Consider the following 25641-nt stretch of genomic DNA (forward strand, 5'->3'; position numbering starts at 1 on the left):
TATAAATAAAAAATAATATTACTCATATTTCTAAATGGCAGCAAATGCTACTTTTAGAAAAAATTCAAACAACAAATACTTAAAGCTTAAAGCTTAAAGCTTAAGTAAAAAGCAAAAAAATAATGAAAGGCGTATTAATAGTAAATTTGGGATCTCCCGAAAGTCCAACACCAAAAGATGTAAAGCCGTATTTAGATGAATTTTTAATGGATAAATACGTGATCGATGTTCCGTATTTATTGAGAGCTTTATTAGTCCGAGGCATCATCTTAAGAAAAAGACCCAAAGAATCGGCACATGCTTATACAAAAATCTGGTGGGACGAAGGTTCGCCCCTTGTAGTGCTTTCAGAAAGAATGCAGAAGAAAGTACAAACATTGGTAAATGTACCGGTTGCACTGGCAATGCGCTACGGAAGCATGACCATCGAGAAAGGACTCCAGGAGTTACACGATAAAGGCGTTAGCGAAGTAATGCTTTTCCCACTGTATCCGCAATATGCAATGGCTTCTACTCTAACCATTTTAGTAAAGGCAGAGGAAATCAGAAAGAAGAAATTTCCACAGATGACTTTTACCAATGTTGCTGCTTTTTACAACAAACCGGATTATATCAAAAATCTGGCAGATTCAATTCAGAAACATTTAGCTGGATTTCCATACGATCATTTATTGTTTTCGTATCACGGAATTCCAGAACGTCATATACGAAAAACCGATGTAACCAAATCGCATTGCAAAATTGACGGTTCTTGCTGTAACACACCTTCACCAGCGCATGATTTCTGTTATCGTCATCAATGTTATGAAACGACAAAACAAGTAGTAAAATTATTAGGTCTCCCAGAAGATAAATACAGCTTAACTTTCCAGTCCCGATTGGCTGGAGATAAATGGCTGGAGCCTTATACCGATATTGAAATTGATAAAATGCCGGCAAAAGGAATTAAAAATCTGGCTGTGGTAACACCGGCTTTCGTTTCGGATTGTTTAGAAACGCTCGAAGAAATCGCCATGCGTGCCAGAGAAGATTTTGAGAAAAATGGAGGAGAAAATTTCTTGGCCGTTCCTTGTTTGAATGACGACGACCAGTGGTGCCAGACTGTTGGTAACTGGATTAATGACTGGGCTGAATAATACTAAAATAGCAATATCGAGATATTGGACCTCCCATCATTCATATATCCGTTCGCCTCTTTTTACAAATGAACTTCGATAATTCTTCTGTCGAAGCATTTAGTGATTCGGCAGATTGAATAATCAAAAGTAAAATTTCTCTCAACTCATTATTTCCAAGATTTACATCTTCACACAACAATTTTGAAAGACCCAGGATATTGGCAACGGACTTTCTAACCTTGTGAGAAATTGCAAACATCATCTGCTCTAAACCACTGTTAAATTCTTCCATGTTCAACTCCTTTTCTTTTTCTCTGATATTCAAATTTACATTGGCAATTTTTAAATCTTTAGTACATCTTTCCAATTCTTCGTGATTAAAAATAAGTTCTTGCTTCGCTTTTTTTAACTTATCTAATATAATATCCTGATCCATAATTTACGATTAATAAAGTTAGTTAAAAGTATAACATTTAAAACGACTTTTCTTACATAAGTGCATCTAACATCAATTAGATTCTAAATTCCCCACTTTTTATTTCGATGTTTTGTTATTAATTGATTTTGAGAATTAAAAAAAAAATTTTAAAAAGTAAATATTTACTCTGGAAAGTAATTTTGTTTAATATTCTAATTCTGCACTAATTATCTTGGTAACTTTTTTAAGTTTTAAAATAGAATTATTTTGCATAATTTTAAGTAAAACTATTTTATGTATAACAAGTTTAATATTTCTGAAATCATTCTTAATATACTGGCACAAAGCCCTGAAAAAACTTGCCCTTTTGAAGATTTAACCAGTATGGTTATTCCTGGTTTGAATGAATCCCTACAAGAGATTTTTATCCAAAGGTCAAATCAGGCAAAAGTCTTAGATGCATTAATAATGCTAGATAGTGAAGGTCTTATTATTTTAGATTCAGCTACAGATGCAAGCATTATAACTATTAAGGGACTAATAAATATAAGAAGCAAAAGCTTTCTAAATTGATAAACAGTCTTTTTTGACTTTCTAAATATATTACCCATTAATACCTTTGTTAAAGAACTAGTACCAGTATAAATATCATTTATCTTCTTATTCTGCATTTATCACTGCAATATTTCACTTCGTCCCAGATTTTTTCCCATTTTTTTCTCCACGCAAATGGTCTCTGGCAAACAATGCAGATTTTAGTGGGCAGGTTTTGTTTTTTAACTCCTCTCATTTTTTTGTTTATTTCTAAAACTCCAAACAATATCACTGGCGTATTTTCGAGTTTGTTCTATGTCAACTATAGGCTCTGGATAATCTCTACCTATTTCGCATTTGTAAAATTGCTGCTCAATAAGATTTAATTTCCATGGTTCATGAATTAATTGTGGTGGAATTTCAGCCAGCTCAGGTAGCCATTTCTTTATAAATATGCCCTCTGAATCGTGCTGCTGTGAATTTTTTACGGGATTATAAATTCTAATGGTATTGCCTGTTGTTGTACCGGCCTGCATCTGAATCTGCGGATAATGAATTCCGGGTTCATAATCTAAAAACTGTCTTGCCAAGAAATGAAGGTCCCGCCAGTCCTGCCACAAATTGAATGTGAAAAAGGAAACCAGCATGGCCCGCATTCTAAAGTTGACATAACCTGTCTGGACTAAACATCGCATGCAGGCATCAACAATAGGAACGCCGGTTTTACCTTCCTGCCAGGCTTTTATATAGATTTCGTTTTTTGGCTTGACCAAGGAATCGTAATCTTTGTTTATATTTTCAAATTCAATTTGACAGTCATTTTCAAATTTTTGCATAAAATGGCAATGCCAGTGAAGTCTGGAAACAAAATTTAGCATGGCTCTTTTGTTGTATGATGTTTCATAAAACTGATTGGTATATTGATACACCATTCGCATACTGATGTTTCCGTAAGTTAAATAAGGCGATAAACGGCTGCAGCCTTTTCGACTTAAAGCTGGTTTGGAAATATGTTTGCTGTAATTTACGTGTCTTTCTTTTGCAAAACTTTCTAAATATCGCCGGGCCCAATATTCGCCACCTTGTTGAAAATTTTTATTTCGGTTTGTAATTTCATTCGAAAGTACTCTTCCTTTTAGTTTTTGATAAAAATCAGGATCTAAATTTTCAAATTTAAAAGTATTCAGGTCAATCATTTTAGGAATTGCGCGCATTGTTTCTGCCCAGCGCTTATCCCAATCTTGTTTTGATCGCAGCTTTCTGATAACACCATGGAGCTGGAATTGTTTCCAAAGAATTTTATGATCATCAAAAAAAGACTGCATGGCAATATCCCTGTCAAAAGTGACTTTGTTGCCAATTTCCTGATGCGAAAACACTGTTTGAACATCATAAAGACTGCATAAGTGCTCAAAAACAGTCTGGACTTCGTTATGAAAATAATAAATCTGCGCAGCAAATGATTTTAATTTAGACTGCATTTCCTGTAAGGATTCATAAACAAACCGCCAATGACGGACATCAGCATCATCGCAAGCCATTATTGAGGGTTGAAAAAAATAAACCAAAAGAAGGGGGATATTTTCCTGCTGCGCCACAAAAAGAGGTTCGTGATCTGTAAAACGGAGATCACGTTTGAACCACATAATATTTATCTTTTTTTTATTCAACTTTTAAGCAATGATGTAATTTCCTTATCGGGCTTTGCATAGCTTAATCGGTCTAACTGCATGGTTTTATGATAGCTGTCCAGACCGGAACAAGTAATAGTATTGGCTTTTTCTAAATCGAGGAAACCATCCTCAGACAAGCAGTCTTCGGGTATGAAAATCTGGACTATTTCCCCGATAATCATAGTAGTATTATTGATTGAAATGGCTGTTTTTTCTTTAAATTTAATGCCTAACTGTACGTTGCTTTCGAGCACAAAAGGAGCTGGAAAGTTATTTTTATATTCCGCACTGAGTCCTGCAGCATCAAATTCTGAAATTTCTTTATTGTATCTCGCTGATGTCTGATGTGCCTGCTTGTAGATCTGTTCATTGATATGATTAATGGTATAGAATCCTGTATCTAAAATATTTCTCATGGTATCACGCTCGGGCGGGCTGGGGCGAAAAATCATACCTATTAATGGAGGATTTGCTCCAATATGAAAAAAAGAACTAAAAATGGATAAATTAGTATTTCCCTGTACATCAGAAGTTCCTACCAATGCCACACTTTTAAAACCGCCTAAACTATTGATTAAATGCACGGCTGTTTGCTTTTCCATTTTTTCCAGATCACTGGTTTTAAAATTTATTTTGTTTTTCATTAGTAGAAATTTATTAAAAAAAGCAACTTTTCAATTGATGAGTATCCATTTTTTATCACTGTTAAGTCTAAAAGTAGCAATATGTTCCTTATTCCATTCTTTGGGTCCTATAAGTGAGAGAAAATCAAAACCGTCTGCATCTTTATATAAGTGATATATTTCACCTACAATAGGTTCAAAAGAAAATCTGGCATTGTATACCAATTCATTCCATTGGAATTCTTCGATTAAATCCTGGTATTGCATTTTTAGTTCATTGAATTTACTTTCAAACTCTTTGTTTACCTTATTTAGGCCCATGCCTTTCCATCCTGCTAAATCATCTGCTTTTATTACCGGTGCACCAACACTTGTAGCATATGGCAATAGGCTTGCATTATAACCATGCTGCTCAGAAAATACGACATTATCCGGTTTATCTTTTTTTATCATATTGAAATGTTTTTTTAACGCTTAGATATTTTATTATTTGAAATTGATCTTTGCCTGTTACATTTAAACCTTTCAATTTCTGGGGTTCTCTTTGCAGCGTGTTTTGTTTTACAATTTTCAACGCGAATGCGCCATAATTTATAACTGCTGAATTTTAGCTCTTTTTTCATTAAAGCTTTAACATCGGCTTCTGAAAGATGAAATTGAAATTTTATTGCATCAAAAGGTGTTCGGTCTTCCCATGTCATTTCTATAATTCTATCGATCTGAATTTCATTCAATACACCATTATCGATTTTTACAATGATTGACTTTATCATATATTTTGTTTAACAGTTATTAAATACCATTAAACAAAAATAATACTTTTACAGTTATGAGAGAATTGATAATACATTAAATCTTAAACCAATAGATATAATCTAAAAGATGGGAAGAAATTCTATTTTATAAATTGATAAAAAATCCAGGCCACAATTCTTTATTTCAAGAATTCCATCTTTTAAGTACTTAAAAGGGCTAAAAGAATAACATTTGATTTTTAAAGTTTATAATCAATTGATTAAAATTACTTAATTGAAAACTTGGAGTGCCAAAGATAAAGAAGAAGAAATTTAGGCTATACATTACATGTTTGCTTTGATTTTGAATACAACAGCGAAATTATTTTGACAAAAGTAAATTGCACAAAAAATATTACTTCAAAATACTCATCCATAATACCTTTTACTTAGTCCGATTTTATTTTACTTTATTTTTTGACTTCTTTTAAAACCAAAAAGAATATTAAAGCGTAAATGACTTTATAACTTAAAAAAAGTAATTATGAAAACTAGAAAATTTTTAGCCGCAGCAATTTTGGCATTAGGGTTTGGATTTACATCATTTGCGCAAAAAACTGTAATGGTTGGCGGATCAGCTATGTATCCTAATAAAAATATTATAGAAAATGCGATAAACTCAAAGGATCATACCACCTTGGTAGCAGCAGTAAAAGCAGCAGGATTAGTTGAAACTCTGCAAGGTAAAGGGCTATTTACTGTTTTTGCACCAACAAATGAAGCATTTAGTAAATTGCCGCCTGGAACTGTTGATACATTATTGAAACCTGAGAATATTAAATCATTACAAACCATATTGACATATCATGTAGTGGCCGGTAAAATGAATAGTTCTGATATTGCAAAAGCAATAAAAGCTGGTAAAGGAAAAGCTGCTTTAAAAACAGTGAGCGGAGGAACTCTAACTGCCTGGATGGATGGAAAAGATTTGTACATTAGCGACGAAAGCGGCAATAAGGCTAAAGTTACAATTTCAGATGTAAATCAATCTAATGGTGTTATACATGTAGTGGACACAGTACTGCTTCCAAAAATGTAATTTGCTGAAAATAAATTACAATTATATAAAAAGCCCTGAAATTTCAGGGCTTTTTATATAATTACTATGAGATACAATATTAATAGTCAATTGTATAAGAGATTTTGATTACCATTTTATTGCCAGCTTAAGACTTTAAATATTTTGGACTTGACATCTCTTTTTTGGAAAAAATTAAGAATATATCTTTTTACTATAAAGTACATGAACTAACATTCATAGCCATAATCTTCATTCTTCAACATCTCAATAAGTTAAAATAAACCTAAACCTGTAATAGACTTCCTGCTGAATGGTAACCTTTGGACAGCAATGACCTTCGGTATCCATTTTCGATGCGTTAAAAATTCTAAATCTAAAAGCGGCAGGAGCGTGATGACAGTCTCTAAGGGATTTTTTTCGTAACAATATTCAAAAAATCTTTTTCTGCAGCCCGATATCGGAACGTCCGCTGAGTACAATGCCCAAAGGGCAGAACCTCGAAACCTTTGAGATGCTGTCAAAAGTTTTACATTCCTTATTCCATTCCAAGTCCATACCGCTGTGGGGACAGGTTCCCTCATAGAGGTGCAGTTTTCCGCTTTTATCCCGGTAGGCTGCAATTTTATCATCTCCCGCAGTAATAATCCTGCCCTCTTCATCACGCAGGTCCGAAACTGTTGAAATATCCCAGGCAAGCCATTTTCGGGCCTTCTCCAGTGAAGCCCTGCGAATTTCACGAGTATCCTCTCCGGCTTTCCTCATCGGAGTCCGCGACGGGGCATATAATTTTACACAGCTGTTTCTTTTTCCATTAATAAGATCCTTAATAATAAGGGCACCTAATGCCCCGTCCGAAATTTCGTTTACTGCAGACCCTTTTACAATAAAAATATTCCCGCCGGCTGAACTTCTGCCTATCAAAGGCAACAGATCGCAAGGCTGCATTATTTCTCCCGACCATTTACAGTCAGCAGCGGTGAAAGAAGGAAAATGCATTTTAGTCCATAAAGCAAGCTTTTCCATTCTCTGCTCCCCTTTTTCAGTTTCAGGCTCATATCTTGCCGATGTATCATATAAAGCTTCTGCAGTTAAAAGATCGTACTGGGAATCCAGTGCTTCCACTACAGCATTATGATTGGGTCCGGAAACCCGCTGGGAATATAAAGGCCGGGTTTCACTCCAGAATCCAAAGGGCATTGTACCCTTTGGAATTTTTACTCCGATGCGGTACGCTTTCTGCATATTGAGTCTGGCCGAGAATTGAGGCAGCTTGTTGATCAGCGTATCACAAGCGAGTACAACATGGTCCGATTGTATGAAATACCCGTTAATATCTGCCCCTTGGTCAGAGATTTTTTCAACATTTGAGTGGTCAAAAAATATCCCGCCCTCCTCTATAAATGCCTTAAGAAGCCCATTAAGAAATGAGGCAACATCACATTGGGACTGTCTGGAAAGCTGCAGACATTTTTTGTTTTCCGCCGTCTTACAAGACGGTATAGAATGAAGCATCTTTACCGGCAGCCGCAGGGATCGGGCAGCGGCATATTCTTTGTCCATCCTGCTGTCATCTTCATCCGCACAAGGAAATAAATAACTCTTCACTTCCTTATATCCGCATTGTATTGCTTCCTGCCTTATTACAGAGGCAGTCCATTCTAATGCATTTTTGTAACTCTTGAGAACTTTGGCCGCTTTTTTCACCCCTATCCTGTCTGACATGTCATAATAACTACACGTTATGGGGTTTGCTATATTGGCTGTAATCCTCCCGGACCCGCTCTGGTGAGGCATTGCCGTGCCTGCCAGTATCACCTTCCTGCCGGATTTTCTTAACCAGTAGGCAGCGCTGATACCTGCAGCGCTTGTACCGATAACTAAAATCTCTGTGCTGTGATTGCATTTGATTTCGCTTCGAATATCCTTGGTAGATGAAATACATTTTGTAGACCCGTCCAGTTCTAAACATTTATCTGTATTCATAACTTATCTTATTATAAATTGAAGTCGTTATCAGAATAAAAATATAACTTCTAAAAGTTTTAAATTTAATAAAATTCTTACAACAAAAAAAATAAAATGTCTATAAATTTTAAAGTTCAGGAAATGATAATTTATATGATTATCCAGCAAATCTTCCGCTGGGGTCAGGATGTAGAAGCTTAAAGTCAAAACGGCATTTTTAATCCCCTGTTTCATTATAACACCAATCATTACAACATACATTAAAACGCTGGCAATTTAGCTCTAAAAACTACAAATGAGTTTTTAATAAGCAATTGGTACACAAATTGGAGTTGATACCTTATTTGCGACTAAAAGCTTAGGCAGTATTTATCTGAATTTGTAAAAAATGATGATATATTGCCTAAAATTTCTGACTGGCAGCTAATTTTATTCCTTCTAATTTTAACAGCATGAAAAATACGAGGAGAACCTTTACTTTAAGCTTTAAGATTCTGGCCGCTTCCATGAGCATCCACTGCGGAAGAGTCTGTGACGTGGCAAGAGAACTCAATATCAGTACAAGTACCCTTCAGCACTGGAAGAAGCTTTACCAGGAAGGCATATTTACCATAAAGAAAACTTCAGCTGAAATATCCCATAAAAATGAGCTGCAGAAGCTTCGGAAACAGATAAAAGAATTAGAAATTGAAAGGGACATCCTAAAAAAGGCTCAAAATATCTTCTCCAAGAGCGGCGGGTGAAATATGAATTCATCAGAGAAAATGCTGAAATTTTTCCTGTCGAGAAGATGTGCCGGATTTTTCAGATTCACAAAAGCAGTTTCTTCAGATGGAGGAAAAGAACCCCCACTGCAAAGTCAGTTCGGAAAGCCCATATAATAAAAGAAATTATAAGAATTTACCACTGGAGCCAATGCCGATACGGAAGCCCGAGAATTGCTAAAGAATTAGATTCCATCGGGATAAAAGTTTCCAGAAAATTTGTCGGGCAGATTATGAAGGAAAACCATCTGAGAAGCATTGCTAAATCTAAATCTAAATATAAAAAGACTACAAGCCCACCCCGTAATAACAGATCAGCAGAAAACAGATTAGAACAGATTTTTAAGGCAGCCAGAAGAAACGAAATCTGGGTTTCTGATATTACCTACATCGAAACAGATGAAGGCTGGATCTATCTCACTGTGGTAATAGACCTTTTTGACCGTAAAGTGATCGGCTGGTCAATCAGCGAAACAATGAGAGCAAAAGATACCAGCATCACCTCTTTAACGAAAGCTCTTTTAAATCGTCCATTGGAGAACAATCAGGAACTACTCTTTCACTCAGACCAAGGAAAGCAATATGCCTGCCGTGAGTTTATTGCTTTATTAGTCACAAATAAAATAACCCAAAGCATGAGCCGAAAAGGAAACTGCTATGATAACGCGATAGCAGAAAGCTTCTTCAAGACATTAAAGGTAGAACTGGTATACCAAAATAAATATAAGACTAAAGAGAAAGCAGAAAAATCAATAACCGATTATATCGAGAACTTTTACAACACCTGCAGAAGACATTCTGCACTCGGAAACTTAACGATCGAAGAGTTTCAGAATCAGCAGGCAATTAAATAATAGCTTTTCTTATGATGCTAGAGTTAAACTGGGTGCACAATCGATGCATTTAGATTTAACAAGAACTGATAATACTGTATTAAAACAATTTGAAGGCTCAAGTTCGAAACATTACTACCTTATTAGTATACCTAAAAAAATTTAGTCTTTTTTACTAAAAACAGGTGGTCAACATCACTTAGTTTTACAATTTGTAATCTGAAGCATTACTCCAGATCATTATCTGCCTTCTTTTGTCCAGATCTTTACCTTGATTTTAATGTACTTCATTAGGGCTCCTCATTTTTTTGTACTTTTGTTTTAGCTTAAACCCCGAAGAAAACTGATGTCTTATGGCACTGCTTGTTATTGAGTTTGTTATTTGTATTTTGGCAAGAGGCAATGGTTTTAGGCAGGCTGTTAGAAAAATAGAAGTCATTTTATGGAGGAAAAACTAAGAGAACATATAGAAAAAATAGTACCACTCAGTGATGAGGAATTTACCTTTGTATCGACTCATTTTATGGTCAAGAAGTTTAAGAAACACCAATTTATTATCCAGAAGGGCGATCAGGTGAAATATTCTTACTTTGTAGTATCGGGGCTTTTAAAATTGGTTCATACAGATGATTCGGTAAAAGAGCACATCATTTCCTTTGCAATGGAAGATTGGTGGGAAAGTGATTATTATGCCTTTTACACGCAGACTGAAGCAACTCTATCGTTGGAATGTTTGGAAGACACTGAAGTGCTCGCCCTTTCCTTCGATAATTACCGAAAGCTATGTGATGGCCTCCAAAAGATGGAACGTTTCTTCCTCGAGAAATCGAGTTTTGGTTTTCTTGGAGCGCAGCGACGCATATTGTCGCTGATTAGCTCTAATGCAAAAGAACGCTATGAGCAATTGCTTAAACGATATCCTTCTTTATTTCATCGCGTCCCAAAATCACTAATTGCTGCCTATCTGGGCGTGTCCAGAGAAACCCTGAGCAGATTTTCCCGTTAACCGAACAAAGGGCATGGTGTGACAAACCTCACACCATAATAGTGAGTAATGTCATCTTCAAAATCCCTGCATTCCATCTAACTTTGGATGATTAATTAAATACAACCATGGACTATCCATGGCAACAGAAAATCCAAAAAAAGAATGCAAAAGAAAATCACTAATCCCTGGAAATGGCAAGATCAACTGAGTTTTGTACAAGCTGTAGAAGTAGAACAAATACAAGGTACACTCTACGTTTCAGGACAAACAGCCATCAGCGCTGATGGACAATCGAGTACTGGCGACATGAAAACACAATTGACTGGAGCCATACAAAATCTGGAACAAGTAATCCGCGAAGCTGGTTACGACTGCAAAAATATTGTGCACTTAAAGATCTACACCATCTCAACTGCAGATCTTTGGCGCCAGTTTCCTATCCTTCAGGAATGGATCGCCAAAAATGACATCAAACTGACGATGACTTTGTTAGAGGTAAAAGGTCTTTTTGAAACACTGACAGTAGAGCTGGAAGCTATAGCAGTAAGATAACCCTTCCTCAATTGCAGTGAATGGGTTAAGTATCAATAGGCTCCTAAAGACTACAAAAAAGAAGAGGCTGTCCGAGAAGTAATTTCGGACAGTTTTTTTTTGTTTTTCACATTGGTTTCACTTAATTTAAGTATTAAAATCAATGATTATGCAGCCCAGCTCTTAACACAATCATTTTATAATAAACGGTGGTTCTGTGGCATCTGTCAGAATCAAATATAAGAATCTAAGTAATTTAAAAGTTAGCCTGCTAATTTACATAATGATTTAAACATAGCTGTCCCATGTCCAATCATCTGATTCTTTCTCAGCATATGCACAACTTCAATTCTACTCAATGTTCGTCTTGCTGATTCAAAGCTTTTAAAGCCTAACCCGTTTTGTATCCTCCATTTTATAAATCGATGGTCCTGTTTCCGTACAGTTTGGGACTTCAGTTTAGCTGGCAACCTTAACCAACATTTCTGGCCTTGTATATAGTTTCTCTCCGTCAGGCCAAGAGTTTGCCTACTGTTTCCTTCAGATTCCACTCACGCGATGGACACCCTTGCATTCAGTTAGCACTTCCCACTGTAAAGGTATGTTGGGGACTTGCACCCTAGAGTTATCGCCCATGCTGGGCACACCAGCCAATTGGCGCTTTTTTTTATAACCTTCTTAATTTTTTATTAGTCTAAAGAGCCGCAGTATGCTATGTTTTATTGCATCAGTATAAAAAGGCGAGTGTTTAGTAAAGTTGAAAGGCAGCTTCATGTGTTTAGGTTATTCATTGATTTTCTGCTGGAAGTAATAATAGCTTTGTGAGAGAATTGCACATATGGCATTAAAAAAAAACGAAAATTCAGTATTGATTAGAAATACAAAAAGTGGGTTGCAATGTACAGTTCTCGATAAACAAAAAGCCCTGCAGCAGCACTGGCCCCGATAGCAGTGAAATCCTTTGGTGCCGAGGCTGGGCACAAAAGAATTCTTAGCCAGTTCGCTTGCGATCGGGTGAAACGTATAGCGGGATGATCTCCTAAAAAATAATATTATATATAATTGACGATCATGACCACTCCAAATTAATTACCTAATTTATCTACTGTTATATATAAATAACACAAGATATCTTTTATTTGATATAGGTCTCATCCAATCTCCAACTCGCCCCCACTCTGTCTTTTCTCTTCTTGATCTCTGACTTAATCAAAGGCGCAAACTTACCCGGCGCTGAATCGTAGCATGATCCACAAACACTCCTCTAACCTTCATTATTTCTTCAACATCCGATAGCTAAGTATACATCTTAATTTGAAATATACTGACTGAAGAATTATGTATTTTGGATAACAATGACCTTTAGTATTCATTTTTTTGATGATTTAAAATTCTAAAGATTGTATTCATTTTTTGGTAGTTTTAAAATTCCAAAGATAGAAGTATTCCCAAATGCGAAAAAAGCGTTGCAATATATCTTAGTTCTTAATTTCTTTCAAATGAAGATTTTTAATACTATATTTGAAACTTAGAAATGGTAAGCAAATATTCTTAATTATTTCTTACCGAAATTATTTAAAACTCCATCTAAAACAAGACAATAAGTGAATTATTTTTTATCTAGTTATCATGAATTTAGATAACTTCATTAGTTTTAGTAGATCAATAATTTATTTAAATTCTACGCAGTTTTAGTATTTAGTTAGTGAGTAAATTCAACAAGTTTTTAGTCCAGTACTGTGGCTATTTTTTTTAAGATATTCTTTTTTAGTTTAAATATGTACATTCCAGAAAATTTGCCAACACAAAAAATAAAGAAAGGTACAATTGTACTTTTTAAAGGAGATGATTGTAAATATACATACAAAATTCTACGAGGGTGCTTGAGAAGTTATATCATAAACGAAAAAGGCAAGGAGGTAACCTTAATATTTGCTCCAGAGGATTGGTTATTAACAGATTTCAATAGTTTCATTTATAATGAGCCTTCAGTATTTTTTATTGACGCAATAGAAGACTCTGAAGTATTATTGTTAGGCAGGAATTTAATTGCAGAATTACCACAATATAAAAACGAAGATCTTATCGAAAGAATATTTGTTTTAACAAAAAACATTATAGCAATTAATAAACGCTTATCAATGTTATTGGGTTCGACACCAATTGAAAGATATAAAGATTTTATAAAATCCTATCCAAATTTAATTCAAAGAATACCTCAAAAGCTTATCGCTTCATATATTGGTGTTTCCTCTGAACATTTGAGTACCTTGAAAAATAATAACCTTTTTTTTTAATTTACAGAACTGTATGTTAAAATTACATCACAATGTAAAACATTGTTGACTAATCAAATACAAGTAGCCCACGATTTTAGTTTTGTTTTATAACCTCCTAAGAAACCAACTGCGAAACTAAATCGTCTTTTTAAACACTATTTTGACATTTGAATTGTAATTTATAACACCTTACCTTGTCTTACGCTATAATTGTATTTACTGAATTAACTGACGTCTGAATCTAAATTATTGAAAGAGAATATCACCAAAAGAATAATCTTAATTCTAAATGTATATTCCTTGAAGTCTTTTTTAAAATAATACTATTTACATCTTCAATTATCTTTAGAAACGTGATGAGACGAATTTTTGAGCAATTTTATACAGCAAATTTTCAATATCCCTGAGCTAATGAAAAATTAAAATTGCGTTCAAAAAAAAGAGGCTGTTTTCTGGACAGCCTCTTCAAATTATATTTTATAATACTTAGCTCAACAATGTAATAACCTGTAAAGCCAATTCTGTACCAATTCTGTCTTGTGCTTCTCCGGTAGCAGCTCCAATGTGTGGCGTTAATGAAATTTTAGAGTGCATTAAAATAGCCATTTCTGGTTTTGGTTCGCTTTCAAAAACGTCTAAACCTGCAAAAGCAACTTTTCCAGAATCTAAAGCTTTTACTAAAGCAACTTCATCGATAACACCACCTCGAGCACAGTTTACGATTCCAACACCGTCTTTCATGATTGCCAGTTCTTTTTCTCCAATGATGTAACCATCCTGAGCAGGAACGTGTAATGTAATGAAATCAGCTTCTTTGAATAAAGATTCTAAAGATTGAGAAACGATAGTCGTAGTGATTGACTGACCATCAAAAAACTCCACTTTAACGTCTACAGAAGGAATAAAACTATCGGCAGCGATTACTTTCATTCCTAAACCAAGCGCCATTTTTGCAGTAGCTTGTCCGATACGACCAATACCAACAATACCTAGAGTCTTTCCTCTTAATTCAGTTCCATTTGCATATGCTTTTTTCAAACCATCAAAGTTCGAATCCCCTTCAAGAGGCATGTTTCTATTAGAATCATGTAAGAAACGAACACCAGAAAACAAGTGTCCAAATACCAGTTCAGCAACAGATTCTGATGATGAAGCCGGAGTATTAATTACATGTATTCCTTTGCTTTTGGCATAATCAACATCGATATTGTCCATACCAACACCACCACGACCAATAATTTTAAGTCCCGGACAGGCATCGATAATGTCTTTACGAACTTTGGTAGCACTACGTACTAAAACCACCGTTACATTATTTTCGTTTACAAAGTTAGCCACCTGTTCCTGAGCTACTTTTGTAGTAATAACTTCAAAACCTCCTTTTTCTAAAGCAAGAATTCCACTTTTTGAAATTCCGTCATTGGCTAATACTTTCATCTTCGTTTATGTGTTTACTTGTTTAATCGTACAGATTAGATTAAACATATATTATAATTTTTTCTTTTTTGTTTAGGAGCTGATCCCGCTATCCGTTATAATCTTTTTTGTTTTTAAAGAAAAAACAAAAAAGGATTTCCATCTATCGGGGCTAAGAATCCCGTATTCAATTTAAATTTTCGGGTAAACTGAAAACTGTGACTGAAAACTAAACTTTACTTTCCAGTGCTTTCATAACATCTACTAAAACCTGAACACTTTCGATCGGCATAGCATTGTAGATGGAAGCTCTGTAACCACCCACTGAGCGGTGTCCAGGCAATCCTGAAATTCCGGCTTCTTTCCATAAAGCATCAAAAGTTGCAGTATGATCGGCGTTGTTTAACAAGAACGTAACGTTCATTTTAGAACGATCTTCTACCGCTGCAGCACCTTTAAATAATGGGTTTCTGTCGATTTCAGCATAAAGTAAATCAGCTTTTGCGTCGTTTAATTTTTCAACAGCAACGATTCCACCTTTGCTTTTAATCCATTGTAATGTTAATAATGAAACGTAAACAGCAAAAACAGGAGGAGTATTGTACATACTTTCTGCTTTAATATGTTTGGCATAATCTAACATACTGGGAATAGTTCTTCCGTTTTTCTCTAGAATTTCTTCTTTGATTACCACTAAAGTAGTTCCTGCAGGGCCCATATTTTTTTGAGCTCCGGCGAAGATCAAATCAAATTTAGAGAAATCTAAATTGCGAGAAAAAATATCAGAACTCATATCGCAAACAACAGGAATGTTAGTTGCCGGAAATTCTTTCATTTGAGTTCCAAAAATGGTATTGTTACTTGTGCAGTGAAAATAATCAGCATCACTTGGTATTGCGTATCCTTTTGGAATATGATTGTAATTTTCTTCTTTTGAAGAACCTACGATAACAGTTTCGCCAAAAAGCTTAGCTTCTTTTACAGCGGCAGTTGCCCAGGTTCCGGAGTCTAAATAAGCGGCTTTTCCACCTTCTTTCAATAAATTATACGGAGCCATCAAGAATGCTGTGCTTGCACCACCTTGTAAAAATAAGGCTTGATACCCTTTTCCTGTAAGTCCTAATAACTCTAAAGCAAGGGATCGGGCTTCTTCCATAACGGCAACGAAATCTTTGCTTCGGTGCGAAATTTCAAGAATAGAAAGTCCTGAATCATTAAAATTTAATATAGCTTTTGATGCTTTCTCAAAAACCTCTTGAGGTAAAATACTTGGTCCTGCGCTGTAGTTGTGTTTTTTCATGGTTGTTGTTAATTTCTTTTTTCTAAGAAATTAAAATTTCGAGAATAGGTTTGAAAATTGCTAAATTGCTTACAAATTTATTGTGCGCTGATAATATTCACTATTAATTTTTTTTCACCATTATAGGATACGAAAATAGCCTTATTCCCATCTGTTGTTTTTTTAATAGATTGTGTAGGATACAGAACAACAGCAGGCAGTACAGTGGGACTAGATATCAAATTTCCTTTTATATCAGCTAAACAGAATTTACTGTTTAGAGGCTTCTTGCCATCAAAAGTATTCCATCCAATCAAGATTTTATCTCCCAATTGTACAACTTTAGAACCCCAACCAACATATTCCGGTCCCTTATTAGAACTTACCCACGACTCTTTATTGATATTGGGTTTGCTTGTCTGTAAAGCATCCAAAATAACTAATTTTAAATCTCTATTTGATCTTGCGTCTGATGTTGAAAAAACAATTGCAACATTTCCATCTGATAGTTCTTCTAAATCTCCCGTATTGGAATTAGTTGTATTATTTCCACTTGCTCCATTTTGTATTTTATGATATTCAATTCCTCCTTCACTCCCCTTAATAGATGAGAATTTCTCAAATCCTAATGACCTGGGAAAAGAATCGCCATGAGCAAGAACATAAAATTTTCCCTCTTTTGAAAACATTCCTCTTTGATCAAAATTATGAGAATAAAACCAAGTGTTACCAACTACTTCATTCTTACTTCCCTTAGTTAGAAGTTTACCTGTTGTAGCATCTAAAAAACCTAGCCATCCTGCCTGATGCCTAACATTGTCATCCCATCTTTGTGTATGTGCGGTATAAATTGCAATTACTTTATCTTTCGCATTGTATTTTACAATTGATGTTCCAGCCTGTCCTGGATTTCCTTTAGACCATATCTCTGCTAAACTTATTTCTCCAAAAATTCGTGTATCAAATATCTCTTTACCAGTATTACCATCAAAAGCAGTATACCAGGCTTCAGCATCTTTATCACCAGATGAATTATCTTTTGAATAACCTAGAACAAATTTATCCTCTCCAAGTGAATCAAAACCAAGAAAATTACCCAAATTTGCTTTGGTAGGAATTATAAAATCTTTTATCACAGACTTATTTATCAACGAAACCCTTATTAAATGTTTAATTTTATCTTTACCAATCCACAAAATATCTATCGTATTATCTAAATTGACTACAAAATCAATGACGGCCCCCATCCCATAAGGTGAAGAAGGGCTGCTATATAAAGAATTAGCAATCTCAGCAACTGTTACAGGCGGCGCATCAGATATCGGAATTTCAAAACTACTAAGGCTTGACAAAAGATCTATTTTGGATAAAGGAATCTCTTCCTTTTTTTCTTTGTCATCGCTGCAGGACACTACAGAAAATATTACTAACATCATAACGATTTTTAAAACATAATTCATGCAACTTTTAATTTGAAACTTCATAGGTAACTTTATTTTATAATTATTAATACACTCTAAAAACTAACCCTCTCAATATTTTCAATACTCTAAAAATATTTTACTGGTAAACAAAATTGTGAACCTTTTATAGATTCTATAAAAATCAATTAGGAAAATTATTTGCAAAACTATTCAAGGCTGAAATAACCCTGTTTTCGCTAACGAAATATAATATCTGCTGGTTTCCTTTTTCATCTATGATATAACTTTTTAAACATCCCGTCAAAACTTTATAAATAACTTTACGACCTGTCTTTTAAAATAATTTAACTTTCTCTGATTTGTAGTATCATTTTTTTCTTACTAAAGAGAGTTTGAAATTTTATCACTAACAACAATAAATCTGAGTGTTTTTTTTATATAATACCACTAGAAATAAATACTCTGCAAAAATGAAACTTTTTTATAACTCAAATAATAAGATATCTTAATAAAAAAAATAATATTGTGCGACATCTAATTAATAAGATTACTTAATCAATTATTTTGTCAACGCATAACTACGAGATATTTACAACTTAAAGAAACCGGAAATAATCAAATAATTTAATACGCAATTAATTCTACTGAAACCTTAAAAAGAAAATGACTCATTCAGATTTAAACCTATAGTGAGTAATTTTTAATGCTAAATGAAAAAGACAAGTAATCATTTAGTCCTTAAAAAAAGGTTTTATTTAAAGCCTAGCTGATAGTTTTCAGAAAAACTTTCCTCAAACCTTAATCAATATAAGAAAATGGATTGCTTCTAGATGTGTGCTAATTCTTCCCTAGCCTCCTTGTGAAGTTAGCATATATACTTTCCAATTTTTCGGATTAAACGATTATAGGTATTCGATAAATAAAGAAATTCATATTATGAAACCAGTTGGAATGTTACTATTAAAAATTTATAACATAATAAGTAATCAATTCACCAACTGAACAAAATAGTATGCTAATAAAATCCACATGAATTATATCTATTATCCATACATACGATTTAAAGATTTATATTTTTATTGCTACACATTAGCTACTAAATTTTAAATGGAATATTTTAGCGGCAAAACATAAAGCTTTTGGCTTTCAAAAAACTTTTTAAACATAGTAGAACAACTGCTTCAAGACAAATAGTTAAGGAAAGAATATTGCGCTTAACAAGCATTTTTATATTAGTATTATTCTTGGTTAACATAAGTTGATTTATACAATAAAAAAAAATTAAAATTCATTAATTCTCTAATCCAATGATATTAATTATTTCAATACTATTATAAATAGTATATCCTTACTAACAGATCATTGTAGTGTAAAAAAAAATTAAAATACAAACTGCTAATAAAGCTTTAATTGAAAATACATAACTACAAAGGCAAATATGCGCTACATGTCATCTCGAATTTAGTTCAGTCACTAATTTATATATTTTGAATTCTTTAAAAGTGATTCCATTAATGGTCATATTTATTCTTATTTCAGAATATATTAAAATTTCTTTAAGGGATATTTTTTTGCTTTTGGTTCACTTCCCATAATTTAACAAATAGTCATTTATAGAGCCAAATTGATCGTGATCGTTGATAGGGCTATTGAAAAAGCGTTTTTTAGATCTTGATGAAAAACACTATCAAAAATTCAAAAATATTTCGTTTTACTAATTAACTTCTTGGTACTGATTTAAAAAGAGTTTAAAATTAAACATGGTAGTTTTTAAACCTGATAATTTTTTAAAACACAGAATTTCAATTCTTACAATTATAAAAAAATTTAGAAAAAGTACATCTCTTGATAGTTTATCGTATAAAACAGTTTGAAATTAGAAAAATTGAATTTACAAATTCTTAAAAAATCACAACTGTTGCCTTATTTTTTTTCAAATCGCCTGAAAAAAAAAGTAATTTATTAAGATATCTTAATATTTAATATCTAAAATAGGCAGATTTTTGCTAAAAAATTACTGGACAGTAAAATAGAAAAATTAATATTTCATTTTAAAAATAACATAAAATATTACCCTCTTTTTGTTTTAACATAAATCAGATAGAGCACCTTTAGTCTTCTTGTCAAAAGAAGTAAGGATTAATGGGGATATTATATATTACTAAAATAAATACCTATGTCAGAAAAATTTACAGTTAAAAAAATCAAAAAACACACCATAATATTATTTAAAGGAGAAGACTGTAAAGCTGTTTATAAAGTTTTGACGGGATGTTTAAAAAGTTATATCATAGATGAAAAAGGAAACCAGCATATAGTAGAATTCGCAGCTGAAAATGAGATTATCTCAGATTTAAATAGTTTTGTAAATGGCGTACCATCATTAATTTTCATAGAATCAGTGGAAGATTCAAAAATACTAGTAATCAGTAGATTATTTTTAAAAAACATTGAATTTTTAAATAAACAAGATCTCTTATACGCATTATTTTTAATTGCTGAAACTCTTATTAATGCAAATAATAGAATTTCAAAATTGATAAGCTTAGGGTCCTCGGAAAGATATGCCGACTTTGTCAAAACTTATCCTCATTTAGTTCAAAGATTATCTCAAAAGTCCATAGCCTCATTTATTAATGTAACACCTGAATATTTAAGTGATATAAAAAACAAAGCTAATCTTTCTTAATTTTTAATAATATAAAATGCAATAGTTTTTTATTAAGAACTTTAATTTAAGCTAAACAACATAAAAATGATTTATAAAAAAATATATTTAATTGGAGACATCGGAGATCCTAAAGACTTTAAAATTGTAGAAAAATTTAATTCTGCAGCTACGTTTATGAGGAATCTTGGTTTTATTGTAATAAACCCTATAGATATGTTTAAAAAATATGACGATGAATATAACAAAGCAATTAAAATTAACAAAGATTTACTTTTAAGATCTGATGGAATATGCATTTTAGATTATGATATTTATAATATCGATATAATGGAACAAATTAAAATGGCAATGTTTTTAAATTTATTCGTTACTAATTTTTCGTTCAATTTAAGTAACACAAATAATAATTAATATTCATATGCTTTTAAAATATATTATAATTGAAAAAAATGATATTCCAATTATATTTCCATTAGAAATTTTTCATTCTGATGTCTCAGTAAATGTGGGAACAGTTAAATCTGCAGGTTTTTGCATACTAAATTTAAAATGTAACGAAATTTATGTAAAATGTTTTGGGGAATCAACATCTTTAAAAATTAAAAGTAATGCTGATTTCGATGAAAAAGCTATCAAACGTAGTTTTTTCCCTAAATATGAATTATAAAAATATTTTATCAAATATTTTGGCATACTATTTACATGAATATTGTAAAGCAATAACTAATTCAAAATATAATCATTTTGTTGTCCCAAATATTTCAAACTGAAACTTTATAGTAAAAGCATTACATAACCCTTGGTTGCCAGAGCTTTATTTTTTTTACTCGCAATATATACAACTTATAATCAACTATTTTTTAATGTACAAATTAACCAATATGAAGGGGATTTTTACTTTTTCGCTAATCTAAAAACCATAAATTATTATTGAGAGCTCGCCTTTCACAGTTTTAAATTATTTAAAGTTAAAAGTGGTTATCTCTGGTTAAAACTTCCGATTTTCAAAAAGAAATCATATTAAAGTCCATATTAAAAAATTATATTATAAACATAATTAAATCCAATGTCTAAAAAAAACACATCCCAAATTCTTTTTTTTATTCTCTTAATCCTATTTTATTCAATCAATTCATTTTCTCAAAAAAATCTTTATGCCGGAATCGAAATCGGCCGCAGAGCAATAAAAATTTCAGTTCTGGATGTAAATAATATCAAGAACACAGAATATAAAATTCTCTACTTCGCCAATGAAAAACTTAGTCTTGCCGACCATATTTCTGCTAATGGCAAGCTTACTCAGGACGACATCAACAAAACTAGTACTATCGTTTTTGATCAATTAAGCAAAATTAGAAAAGATTTTAATCTTCTCGAAGAAAATATCTTTATAGCAGCTGCTCCAGTTTTCGCATCCGCTAGCAACATTGACGTTTTAAGAAATAAAATTACTATTTTGACTAACAAAAGTTTTGATATAATTAATATTGACGAGGAATCTAAAATACTATTTAAGGGTGGTATCCCGCAAGTAGATTATTCTAATGCTTTATTGCTCAATATCGGTGCCCAAAATACTAAAGGCGGTTACCTTCATAAACTGGCAGAGAATAAATCAGAGTTTATATCCCTGAAGTTTGATTTAGGAACAGTGACGCTTACAGATGCAGTAAGAAAAAAAGTTATGTATCAAAACCAGGTCTATGACATGTCAACATTCCAGGAAAAATCTTTTGACTATAAAACCATTCTGTGCAAGAAAGTAAAAGAAATGCTTGATGAAAATCCTATTTTATTAAAAAAAGAAAAGATCTATTTATCTGGTGGAGCCGTTTGGGCCTTTGCAACGTTATATTATGACCAAAACATTAAAGATCATTATGTTTCTTTAAGCATGGAAGATATTTTTAATTACGATGCGATCCTGAAGAATAATTTCAACAAGTTTAATACCCTTTCTAAAACCAATAAAGAAGCAGCCAGAGTTTTGAGTACATATGATCAGAAAAACCTTATTTCAGCAAATAACATATTATTGGCCTTTGTAGAAAGCATTCCAAATTTAGATAAAAAGAAAATATACTTTGTAAAAGAAGGACAAATAGTATGGCTTATCTCATACATAATAGATCACACAAAAAAAGTAATAGCTAATTTTTAACCATCTACTTTAGTATTCTTAGAAAGCTTATTAGCTTTCGCTATTACAAAATTCTATAAAATAATATTCTGTATCATTTAACTTCTTCCATTCATCCTGAAATAGTATGAAAATTATCCTGATCTCTTTGGTCTTAACAAAATAGCCGAAGTTATTAATACTCCATCTACAAAAAAACTGCCTTATTAGGTAGTCTGATTCCTTTTTCCTGACTTACTCATACGAGAAGATTTTCAAAAAATAATCTCTAAAACCTAAATTATAAATAAAAATACATGTCTTGTAACTGGTTTTATCAGGAGTATCGGTTAGTAAATATTATATTTACCTGAATCCCAACTCACAACATGGTATTTATTATGAAGCCGACAATCAGATTCTTGAATACGCGCAAAGCAAAGTCATGTCTTATGGAGGTGAATTGCAAATGTATTATCAGTTTCTAAAAAAAATAATTGGCAAAATTCTCACTGAATACCTTTATTTGGAACAATTATCAGGAAGTAAAAAAAGATATTCACTTCTCTCCGCCTACTTCTATTTTGTTTGGGATGACTTACTAATCGGCAATTCAAGAAATCAAGTCATTCCTGCCTAAAGAACAACAGCCAGCAGCAACGTCTTCAACCTTTCTGTGGAAACTAAAACTATGACAACTAAAATAATTAAGCCATTTCTAAGCCAACATCGAAAAATGTTGAACTGGAACTGCCAACAAGAAGTGAGCCTTAATTGGTAGCGATTTCCATTTTAATGCCCATGTAATTCCCGATGACAAAATCGCCGACGTACAAATTTAAAATACTTCTAAAAAATGGCAAAAACTACACGAAAGACTGGAAGTCCGAATTGTCTTTTACAGAATACAAAGGTCCAAAAACACCAACTTGGACAAATATTTTAATATTCATGATGATTCCCCTTAGGGGAAATACGATTTCTCGTTTATTGTTTTTTAATTCAAATATGTCTTACATTATCAATTGAAAAAAAAGAATTCCAGAAAAAGTTTTAAAGTTTTTCTGGAATTACAGTAGATATAATAAGGATTTTTATTCAAACTATAGTTTACTTCAACTCTATATTTATAGAAGACGCCCTATCGTTAAAATCAACAATACAATCTTTGTATGAAGTCACTACTTTACTATTTCCTGAAAAATTATCTCCATCATAAAGTGTAACCTTAAAACCTAAGGGAACTTTTATTCCGGAAACATCATTATTAGTTATCCCTGCATCCTTCAAATCTTGCGCAGTATACTTTCCTACTCCCAACTCAACCTCATAGCCTCCGAAGCCACAATTTTGATAAAATTTTGGCTTTTCGTTAGATGTAAAACTCGGTTTGCCTCCTATAAAATTAAAAGGAAAAATATCAGTAGTTAAAGCTCCATTTTCAAAAACCAATATAACTTTCAAATCATAAGGTATATCCTCTGTATATTCTAATTCATCAATAGGTATGTCCATTTTTAAGTTATTATCGCCCGAAACGGATTTCTTCCAGCCTATCGCATTATAATCATGGTTAACTCCACTTCCCTCATTTTCTACATTAGGGTCGAGTAAATAAATGACATCGGTAACTTTTTTGTCAGCTTTAAAATTTCCATCTATTTGAATAGTTTTATTATTACTATTATAACCAACTCGTATATCCACAACAGATTCTACTGATCCATAAAATTTCATATCAGATTCAGACTGAAAAATTTCATTTCGATTAAGAATTGCAGCACTTAATTCAGTTATAAAAGTCGACTTCCTTCCAAATGTACCATTTCCAGCCCCCATTAATGAAGTCCCTAAAGATTTTGCTTCTGATTTTTTTGCCTTATTATGAAAAAGATTTAAACCGTGACCTAACTCGTGCAGCATCCCTCCAATCAAATCTGACTTGGTTGTTTTAATTTCCTCTACTCTAATATCTGAATTATCTACGGCAAAACAACTACTACCCCATCCAAAAAAAGGCTGACGTCCTTTATCCGTTCGTTGAGGTAAAATTATCAGATTATGATGTTCACTGCTAAACTCTTTAGAATGTTGCTCTTTGTATAAGTTTATTTCATTAATGATAATTTGCCCGCTACCATAATCATAATCTTTCTGACCTAACTTACCTTTAATAGTAATAATTTTGACCTTAGGAGAATTAACATTAGAATAATCTATAGGTAGTCCAAAAGTTTTTTTTCCGAAACCATTCCTATCCATTTCTTCTTTTACGTAATTTTGAAAATATATTAACAGGTTACTTAATCTATTTTTATAATCTGCAACTTCAGGATTGTCATTAGGAACAAAATAAATAACATTGAGATTTTTTGAATGACTTTCAAATCCTATCTCTTTATCATTTGTAACTGCATTAATGGCGTTCTCCTCACTTAATTCTTTTTTAGAACAAGCAAATAATCCAAAAAGAATAAGAACAGTTATCATAGTCCTTATTTTAAAAATAAACATTTTCATACTGATTTTTTTAAAAATTATTATTATTATTATTATTATTATTATTATTATTATTATTATTATTATTATTATTATTATTATTATTATTATTATTATCATCACCTTTTTTTGAATATAGCTAATCCAAAATAATTTATGATATTCTATTATATTTAATATACCTTTTTGCCAATAGCCTAAAATCTTTTTTTTGGAATAACTAAGAAATATGTATTGTATAAGGTTAATTAATCTCATTATCATTTAAAGAGTTTTTTTTATCAAAATTATTAACAGGACAAAATTGTAACCTTTAAATAGAAGAAAAAATAAGATATCTTAATAAAAGCTATCAAGTTGGAGTTGCAATCTTTGTCGTCAGAGATTTTGTAAAATTACAAGTCCAACAAAATCAAGTTTTAGCGAATTTGAGTTCGTATGTGCAACTGAAGTATGTCTTAAATACAATAGCTTATACGTCCATGGCAAAACAGGAGAAGAAAAGCAGCAAGACCAGCAATTTCAGTAGCTCTTTAGTCTTGAAGGATTAGTTTTTTTTTGCTAAAAATATATTAGTGAATATAAATCATAACACATTTGTTATTCTTTTTTTGCCTTGATTGTTGGACTGTTTTTTTCTTTAGTAAAAATATTTATAAGAGAATTTTCTTTAATTCCATTTTTATTTTATT

At 32.4% G+C, this 25641-nt stretch carries 23 protein-coding genes and 1 pseudogene; 12 read left to right on the top strand and 12 right to left on the bottom strand.

Annotated features, from left to right (window positions below):
* Positions 1–122 precede the first annotated feature (122 nt).
* Positions 123–1136 carry a ferrochelatase gene (hemH, locus tag WN975_RS09450; protein WP_337966315.1) on the top strand — a complete coding sequence of 338 codons (1014 nt, stop codon included), beginning with the start codon at positions 123–125 and terminating at the stop codon, positions 1134–1136.
* 40 nt (positions 1137–1176) lie between these two features.
* On the opposite strand, the gene WN975_RS09455 is transcribed toward hemH, so the two are convergent.
* The gene (locus tag WN975_RS09455) at positions 1177–1554 is read right to left on the bottom strand and encodes a hypothetical protein (protein WP_337966316.1); all 378 of its coding nucleotides are present in this window, start codon (positions 1552–1554) and stop codon (positions 1177–1179) included.
* A gap of 276 nt (positions 1555–1830) precedes the next feature.
* Here WN975_RS09455 and WN975_RS09460 point away from each other — a divergent pair, with 276 nt between their 5' ends.
* Positions 1831–2109 carry a hypothetical protein gene (locus tag WN975_RS09460; protein ID WP_337966317.1) on the top strand — a complete coding sequence of 93 codons (279 nt, stop codon included), beginning with the start codon at positions 1831–1833 and terminating at the stop codon, positions 2107–2109.
* Between the two features lie 79 nt (positions 2110–2188).
* On the opposite strand, the gene WN975_RS09465 is transcribed toward WN975_RS09460, so the two are convergent.
* From WN975_RS09465 to WN975_RS09485, 5 genes are read right to left on the bottom strand one after another with little or no spacing between them, the layout of a single operon-like run.
* Complete coding sequence (locus tag WN975_RS09465; protein WP_337966318.1) at positions 2189–2326, bottom strand: DUF2256 domain-containing protein; 138 nt, start codon at positions 2324–2326, stop codon at positions 2189–2191.
* Entirely contained in the window at positions 2313–3740 is a 1428-nt protein-coding gene (locus tag WN975_RS09470; protein WP_337966319.1) for a deoxyribodipyrimidine photo-lyase, read from the bottom strand. Before WN975_RS09470 ends, WN975_RS09465 begins: the two co-directional genes overlap by 14 nt.
* Entirely contained in the window at positions 3737–4387 is a 651-nt protein-coding gene (locus tag WN975_RS09475) for a flavin reductase (RefSeq protein ID WP_337966320.1), read from the bottom strand. The genes WN975_RS09470 and WN975_RS09475 overlap by 4 nt, the downstream gene beginning before the upstream one ends.
* A 30-nt stretch (positions 4388–4417) precedes the next feature.
* Positions 4418–4816, bottom strand: a complete 399-nt coding sequence (locus WN975_RS09480) for a DUF2452 domain-containing protein (RefSeq protein WP_337968982.1) — start codon at positions 4814–4816, stop codon at positions 4418–4420.
* A 17-nt stretch (positions 4817–4833) separates the two neighbouring features.
* A complete protein-coding gene (locus WN975_RS09485) occupies positions 4834–5139 on the bottom strand; it encodes a TIGR03643 family protein (RefSeq protein WP_337966321.1) in 306 nt (101 codons plus the stop codon).
* Positions 5140–5644: 505 nt separating this feature from the next.
* Between WN975_RS09485 and WN975_RS09490 the strand changes: the two genes are divergently transcribed.
* Entirely contained in the window at positions 5645–6199 is a 555-nt protein-coding gene (locus tag WN975_RS09490) for a fasciclin domain-containing protein (protein WP_337966322.1), read from the top strand.
* Positions 6200–6610: 411 nt separating this feature from the next.
* Here WN975_RS09490 and WN975_RS09495 read toward each other — a convergent pair whose 3' ends face one another.
* Positions 6611–8164, bottom strand: a complete 1554-nt coding sequence (locus WN975_RS09495) for an FAD-dependent oxidoreductase (RefSeq protein ID WP_337966323.1) — start codon at positions 8162–8164, stop codon at positions 6611–6613.
* Positions 8165–8598: 434 nt separating this feature from the next.
* On the opposite strand from WN975_RS09495, the gene WN975_RS09500 reads away from it, so the two are divergent.
* The 4 genes from WN975_RS09500 to WN975_RS09515 all read left to right on the top strand — a co-directional run bounded on the left by WN975_RS09500 (position 8599) and on the right by WN975_RS09515 (position 11283).
* On the top strand, positions 8599–8889 hold the full coding sequence (locus WN975_RS09500; RefSeq protein WP_337966324.1) for a transposase: 291 nt from the start codon (positions 8599–8601) through the stop codon (positions 8887–8889).
* Complete coding sequence (locus WN975_RS09505) at positions 8886–9764, top strand: IS3 family transposase (RefSeq protein WP_337966325.1); 879 nt, start codon at positions 8886–8888, stop codon at positions 9762–9764. The genes WN975_RS09500 and WN975_RS09505 overlap by 4 nt, the downstream gene beginning before the upstream one ends.
* A gap of 421 nt (positions 9765–10185) precedes the next feature.
* On the top strand, positions 10186–10749 hold the full coding sequence (locus tag WN975_RS09510; protein WP_337966326.1) for a Crp/Fnr family transcriptional regulator: 564 nt from the start codon (positions 10186–10188) through the stop codon (positions 10747–10749).
* A 144-nt stretch (positions 10750–10893) separates the two neighbouring features.
* Positions 10894–11283, top strand: a complete 390-nt coding sequence (locus WN975_RS09515; RefSeq protein WP_337966327.1) for a RidA family protein — start codon at positions 10894–10896, stop codon at positions 11281–11283.
* A gap of 242 nt (positions 11284–11525) precedes the next feature.
* On the opposite strand, the pseudogene WN975_RS09520 reads toward WN975_RS09515, so the two are convergent.
* A pseudogene (locus WN975_RS09520) lies at positions 11526–11699 on the bottom strand (DDE-type integrase/transposase/recombinase); the annotation flags it as partial.
* Positions 11700–13040: 1341 nt separating this feature from the next.
* Between WN975_RS09520 and WN975_RS09525 the strand changes: the two are divergent.
* The gene (locus WN975_RS09525; protein WP_337966328.1) at positions 13041–13559 is read left to right on the top strand and encodes a Crp/Fnr family transcriptional regulator; all 519 of its coding nucleotides are present in this window, start codon (positions 13041–13043) and stop codon (positions 13557–13559) included.
* Between the two features lie 468 nt (positions 13560–14027).
* Here WN975_RS09525 and WN975_RS09530 read toward each other — a convergent pair whose 3' ends face one another.
* The 3 genes from WN975_RS09530 to WN975_RS09540 form a co-directional block, all read right to left on the bottom strand.
* A complete protein-coding gene (locus tag WN975_RS09530) occupies positions 14028–14978 on the bottom strand; it encodes a D-2-hydroxyacid dehydrogenase (RefSeq protein WP_337966329.1) in 951 nt (316 codons plus the stop codon).
* 208 nt (positions 14979–15186) lie between these two features.
* The gene (serC, locus tag WN975_RS09535; RefSeq protein WP_337966330.1) at positions 15187–16257 is read right to left on the bottom strand and encodes a 3-phosphoserine/phosphohydroxythreonine transaminase; all 1071 of its coding nucleotides are present in this window, start codon (positions 16255–16257) and stop codon (positions 15187–15189) included.
* Positions 16258–16334: 77 nt separating this feature from the next.
* Positions 16335–17720 (bottom strand): hypothetical protein, encoded by a 1386-nt coding sequence (locus WN975_RS09540; protein WP_337966331.1) that lies wholly within the window; start codon positions 17718–17720, stop codon positions 16335–16337.
* A gap of 2116 nt (positions 17721–19836) precedes the next feature.
* Here WN975_RS09540 and WN975_RS09545 point away from each other — a divergent pair.
* The 4 genes from WN975_RS09545 (at position 19837) to WN975_RS09560 (ending at position 22492) form a co-directional block, all read left to right on the top strand.
* Positions 19837–20349 carry a Crp/Fnr family transcriptional regulator gene (locus WN975_RS09545; RefSeq protein ID WP_337966332.1) on the top strand — a complete coding sequence of 171 codons (513 nt, stop codon included), beginning with the start codon at positions 19837–19839 and terminating at the stop codon, positions 20347–20349.
* Positions 20350–20415: 66 nt separating this feature from the next.
* The gene (locus WN975_RS09550) at positions 20416–20742 is read left to right on the top strand and encodes a hypothetical protein (RefSeq protein WP_337966333.1); all 327 of its coding nucleotides are present in this window, start codon (positions 20416–20418) and stop codon (positions 20740–20742) included.
* 7 nt (positions 20743–20749) lie between these two features.
* Positions 20750–20998: a hypothetical protein gene (locus tag WN975_RS09555; RefSeq protein ID WP_337966334.1), complete on the top strand. Its 249-nt coding sequence runs from the start codon at positions 20750–20752 to the stop codon at positions 20996–20998.
* A gap of 399 nt (positions 20999–21397) precedes the next feature.
* Positions 21398–22492, top strand: a complete 1095-nt coding sequence (locus WN975_RS09560) for an exopolyphosphatase (protein WP_337966335.1) — start codon at positions 21398–21400, stop codon at positions 22490–22492.
* Positions 22493–23560: 1068 nt separating this feature from the next.
* Here WN975_RS09560 and WN975_RS09565 read toward each other — a convergent pair.
* Positions 23561–25207, bottom strand: coding sequence for a hypothetical protein (locus tag WN975_RS09565; RefSeq protein WP_337966336.1), 1647 nt, complete (start codon positions 25205–25207; stop codon positions 23561–23563).
* Between the last annotated feature and the right edge of the window lie 434 nt (positions 25208–25641).

The organism is uncultured Flavobacterium sp. (assembly GCF_951805225.1).
In the GTDB taxonomy this organism is placed as follows: domain Bacteria; phylum Bacteroidota; class Bacteroidia; order Flavobacteriales; family Flavobacteriaceae; genus Flavobacterium.

Coding starts and splice junctions, on each gene's coding strand:
- hemH (WP_337966315.1), top strand. CDS start 123: ATGAAAGGCGTATTAATAGTAAATTTGGGATCTCCCGAAAGTCCAACA.
- WN975_RS09455 (WP_337966316.1), bottom strand. CDS start 1,554: ATGGATCAGGATATTATATTAGATAAGTTAAAAAAAGCGAAGCAAGAA.
- WN975_RS09460 (WP_337966317.1), top strand. CDS start 1,831: ATGTATAACAAGTTTAATATTTCTGAAATCATTCTTAATATACTGGCA.
- WN975_RS09465 (WP_337966318.1), bottom strand. CDS start 2,326: ATGAGAGGAGTTAAAAAACAAAACCTGCCCACTAAAATCTGCATTGTT.
- WN975_RS09475 (WP_337966320.1), bottom strand. CDS start 4,387: ATGAAAAACAAAATAAATTTTAAAACCAGTGATCTGGAAAAAATGGAA.
- WN975_RS09485 (WP_337966321.1), bottom strand. CDS start 5,139: ATGATAAAGTCAATCATTGTAAAAATCGATAATGGTGTATTGAATGAA.
- WN975_RS09490 (WP_337966322.1), top strand. CDS start 5,645: ATGAAAACTAGAAAATTTTTAGCCGCAGCAATTTTGGCATTAGGGTTT.
- WN975_RS09495 (WP_337966323.1), bottom strand. CDS start 8,164: ATGAATACAGATAAATGTTTAGAACTGGACGGGTCTACAAAATGTATT.
- WN975_RS09500 (WP_337966324.1), top strand. CDS start 8,599: ATGAAAAATACGAGGAGAACCTTTACTTTAAGCTTTAAGATTCTGGCC.
- WN975_RS09510 (WP_337966326.1), top strand. CDS start 10,186: ATGGAGGAAAAACTAAGAGAACATATAGAAAAAATAGTACCACTCAGT.
- WN975_RS09515 (WP_337966327.1), top strand. CDS start 10,894: ATGCAAAAGAAAATCACTAATCCCTGGAAATGGCAAGATCAACTGAGT.
- WN975_RS09525 (WP_337966328.1), top strand. CDS start 13,041: ATGTACATTCCAGAAAATTTGCCAACACAAAAAATAAAGAAAGGTACA.
- WN975_RS09530 (WP_337966329.1), bottom strand. CDS start 14,978: ATGAAAGTATTAGCCAATGACGGAATTTCAAAAAGTGGAATTCTTGCT.
- serC (WP_337966330.1), bottom strand. CDS start 16,257: ATGAAAAAACACAACTACAGCGCAGGACCAAGTATTTTACCTCAAGAG.
- WN975_RS09540 (WP_337966331.1), bottom strand. CDS start 17,720: ATGAAGTTTCAAATTAAAAGTTGCATGAATTATGTTTTAAAAATCGTT.
- WN975_RS09545 (WP_337966332.1), top strand. CDS start 19,837: ATGTCAGAAAAATTTACAGTTAAAAAAATCAAAAAACACACCATAATA.
- WN975_RS09550 (WP_337966333.1), top strand. CDS start 20,416: ATGATTTATAAAAAAATATATTTAATTGGAGACATCGGAGATCCTAAA.
- WN975_RS09555 (WP_337966334.1), top strand. CDS start 20,750: ATGCTTTTAAAATATATTATAATTGAAAAAAATGATATTCCAATTATA.
- WN975_RS09560 (WP_337966335.1), top strand. CDS start 21,398: ATGTCTAAAAAAAACACATCCCAAATTCTTTTTTTTATTCTCTTAATC.
- WN975_RS09565 (WP_337966336.1), bottom strand. CDS start 25,207: ATGAGATTAATTAACCTTATACAATACATATTTCTTAGTTATTCCAAA.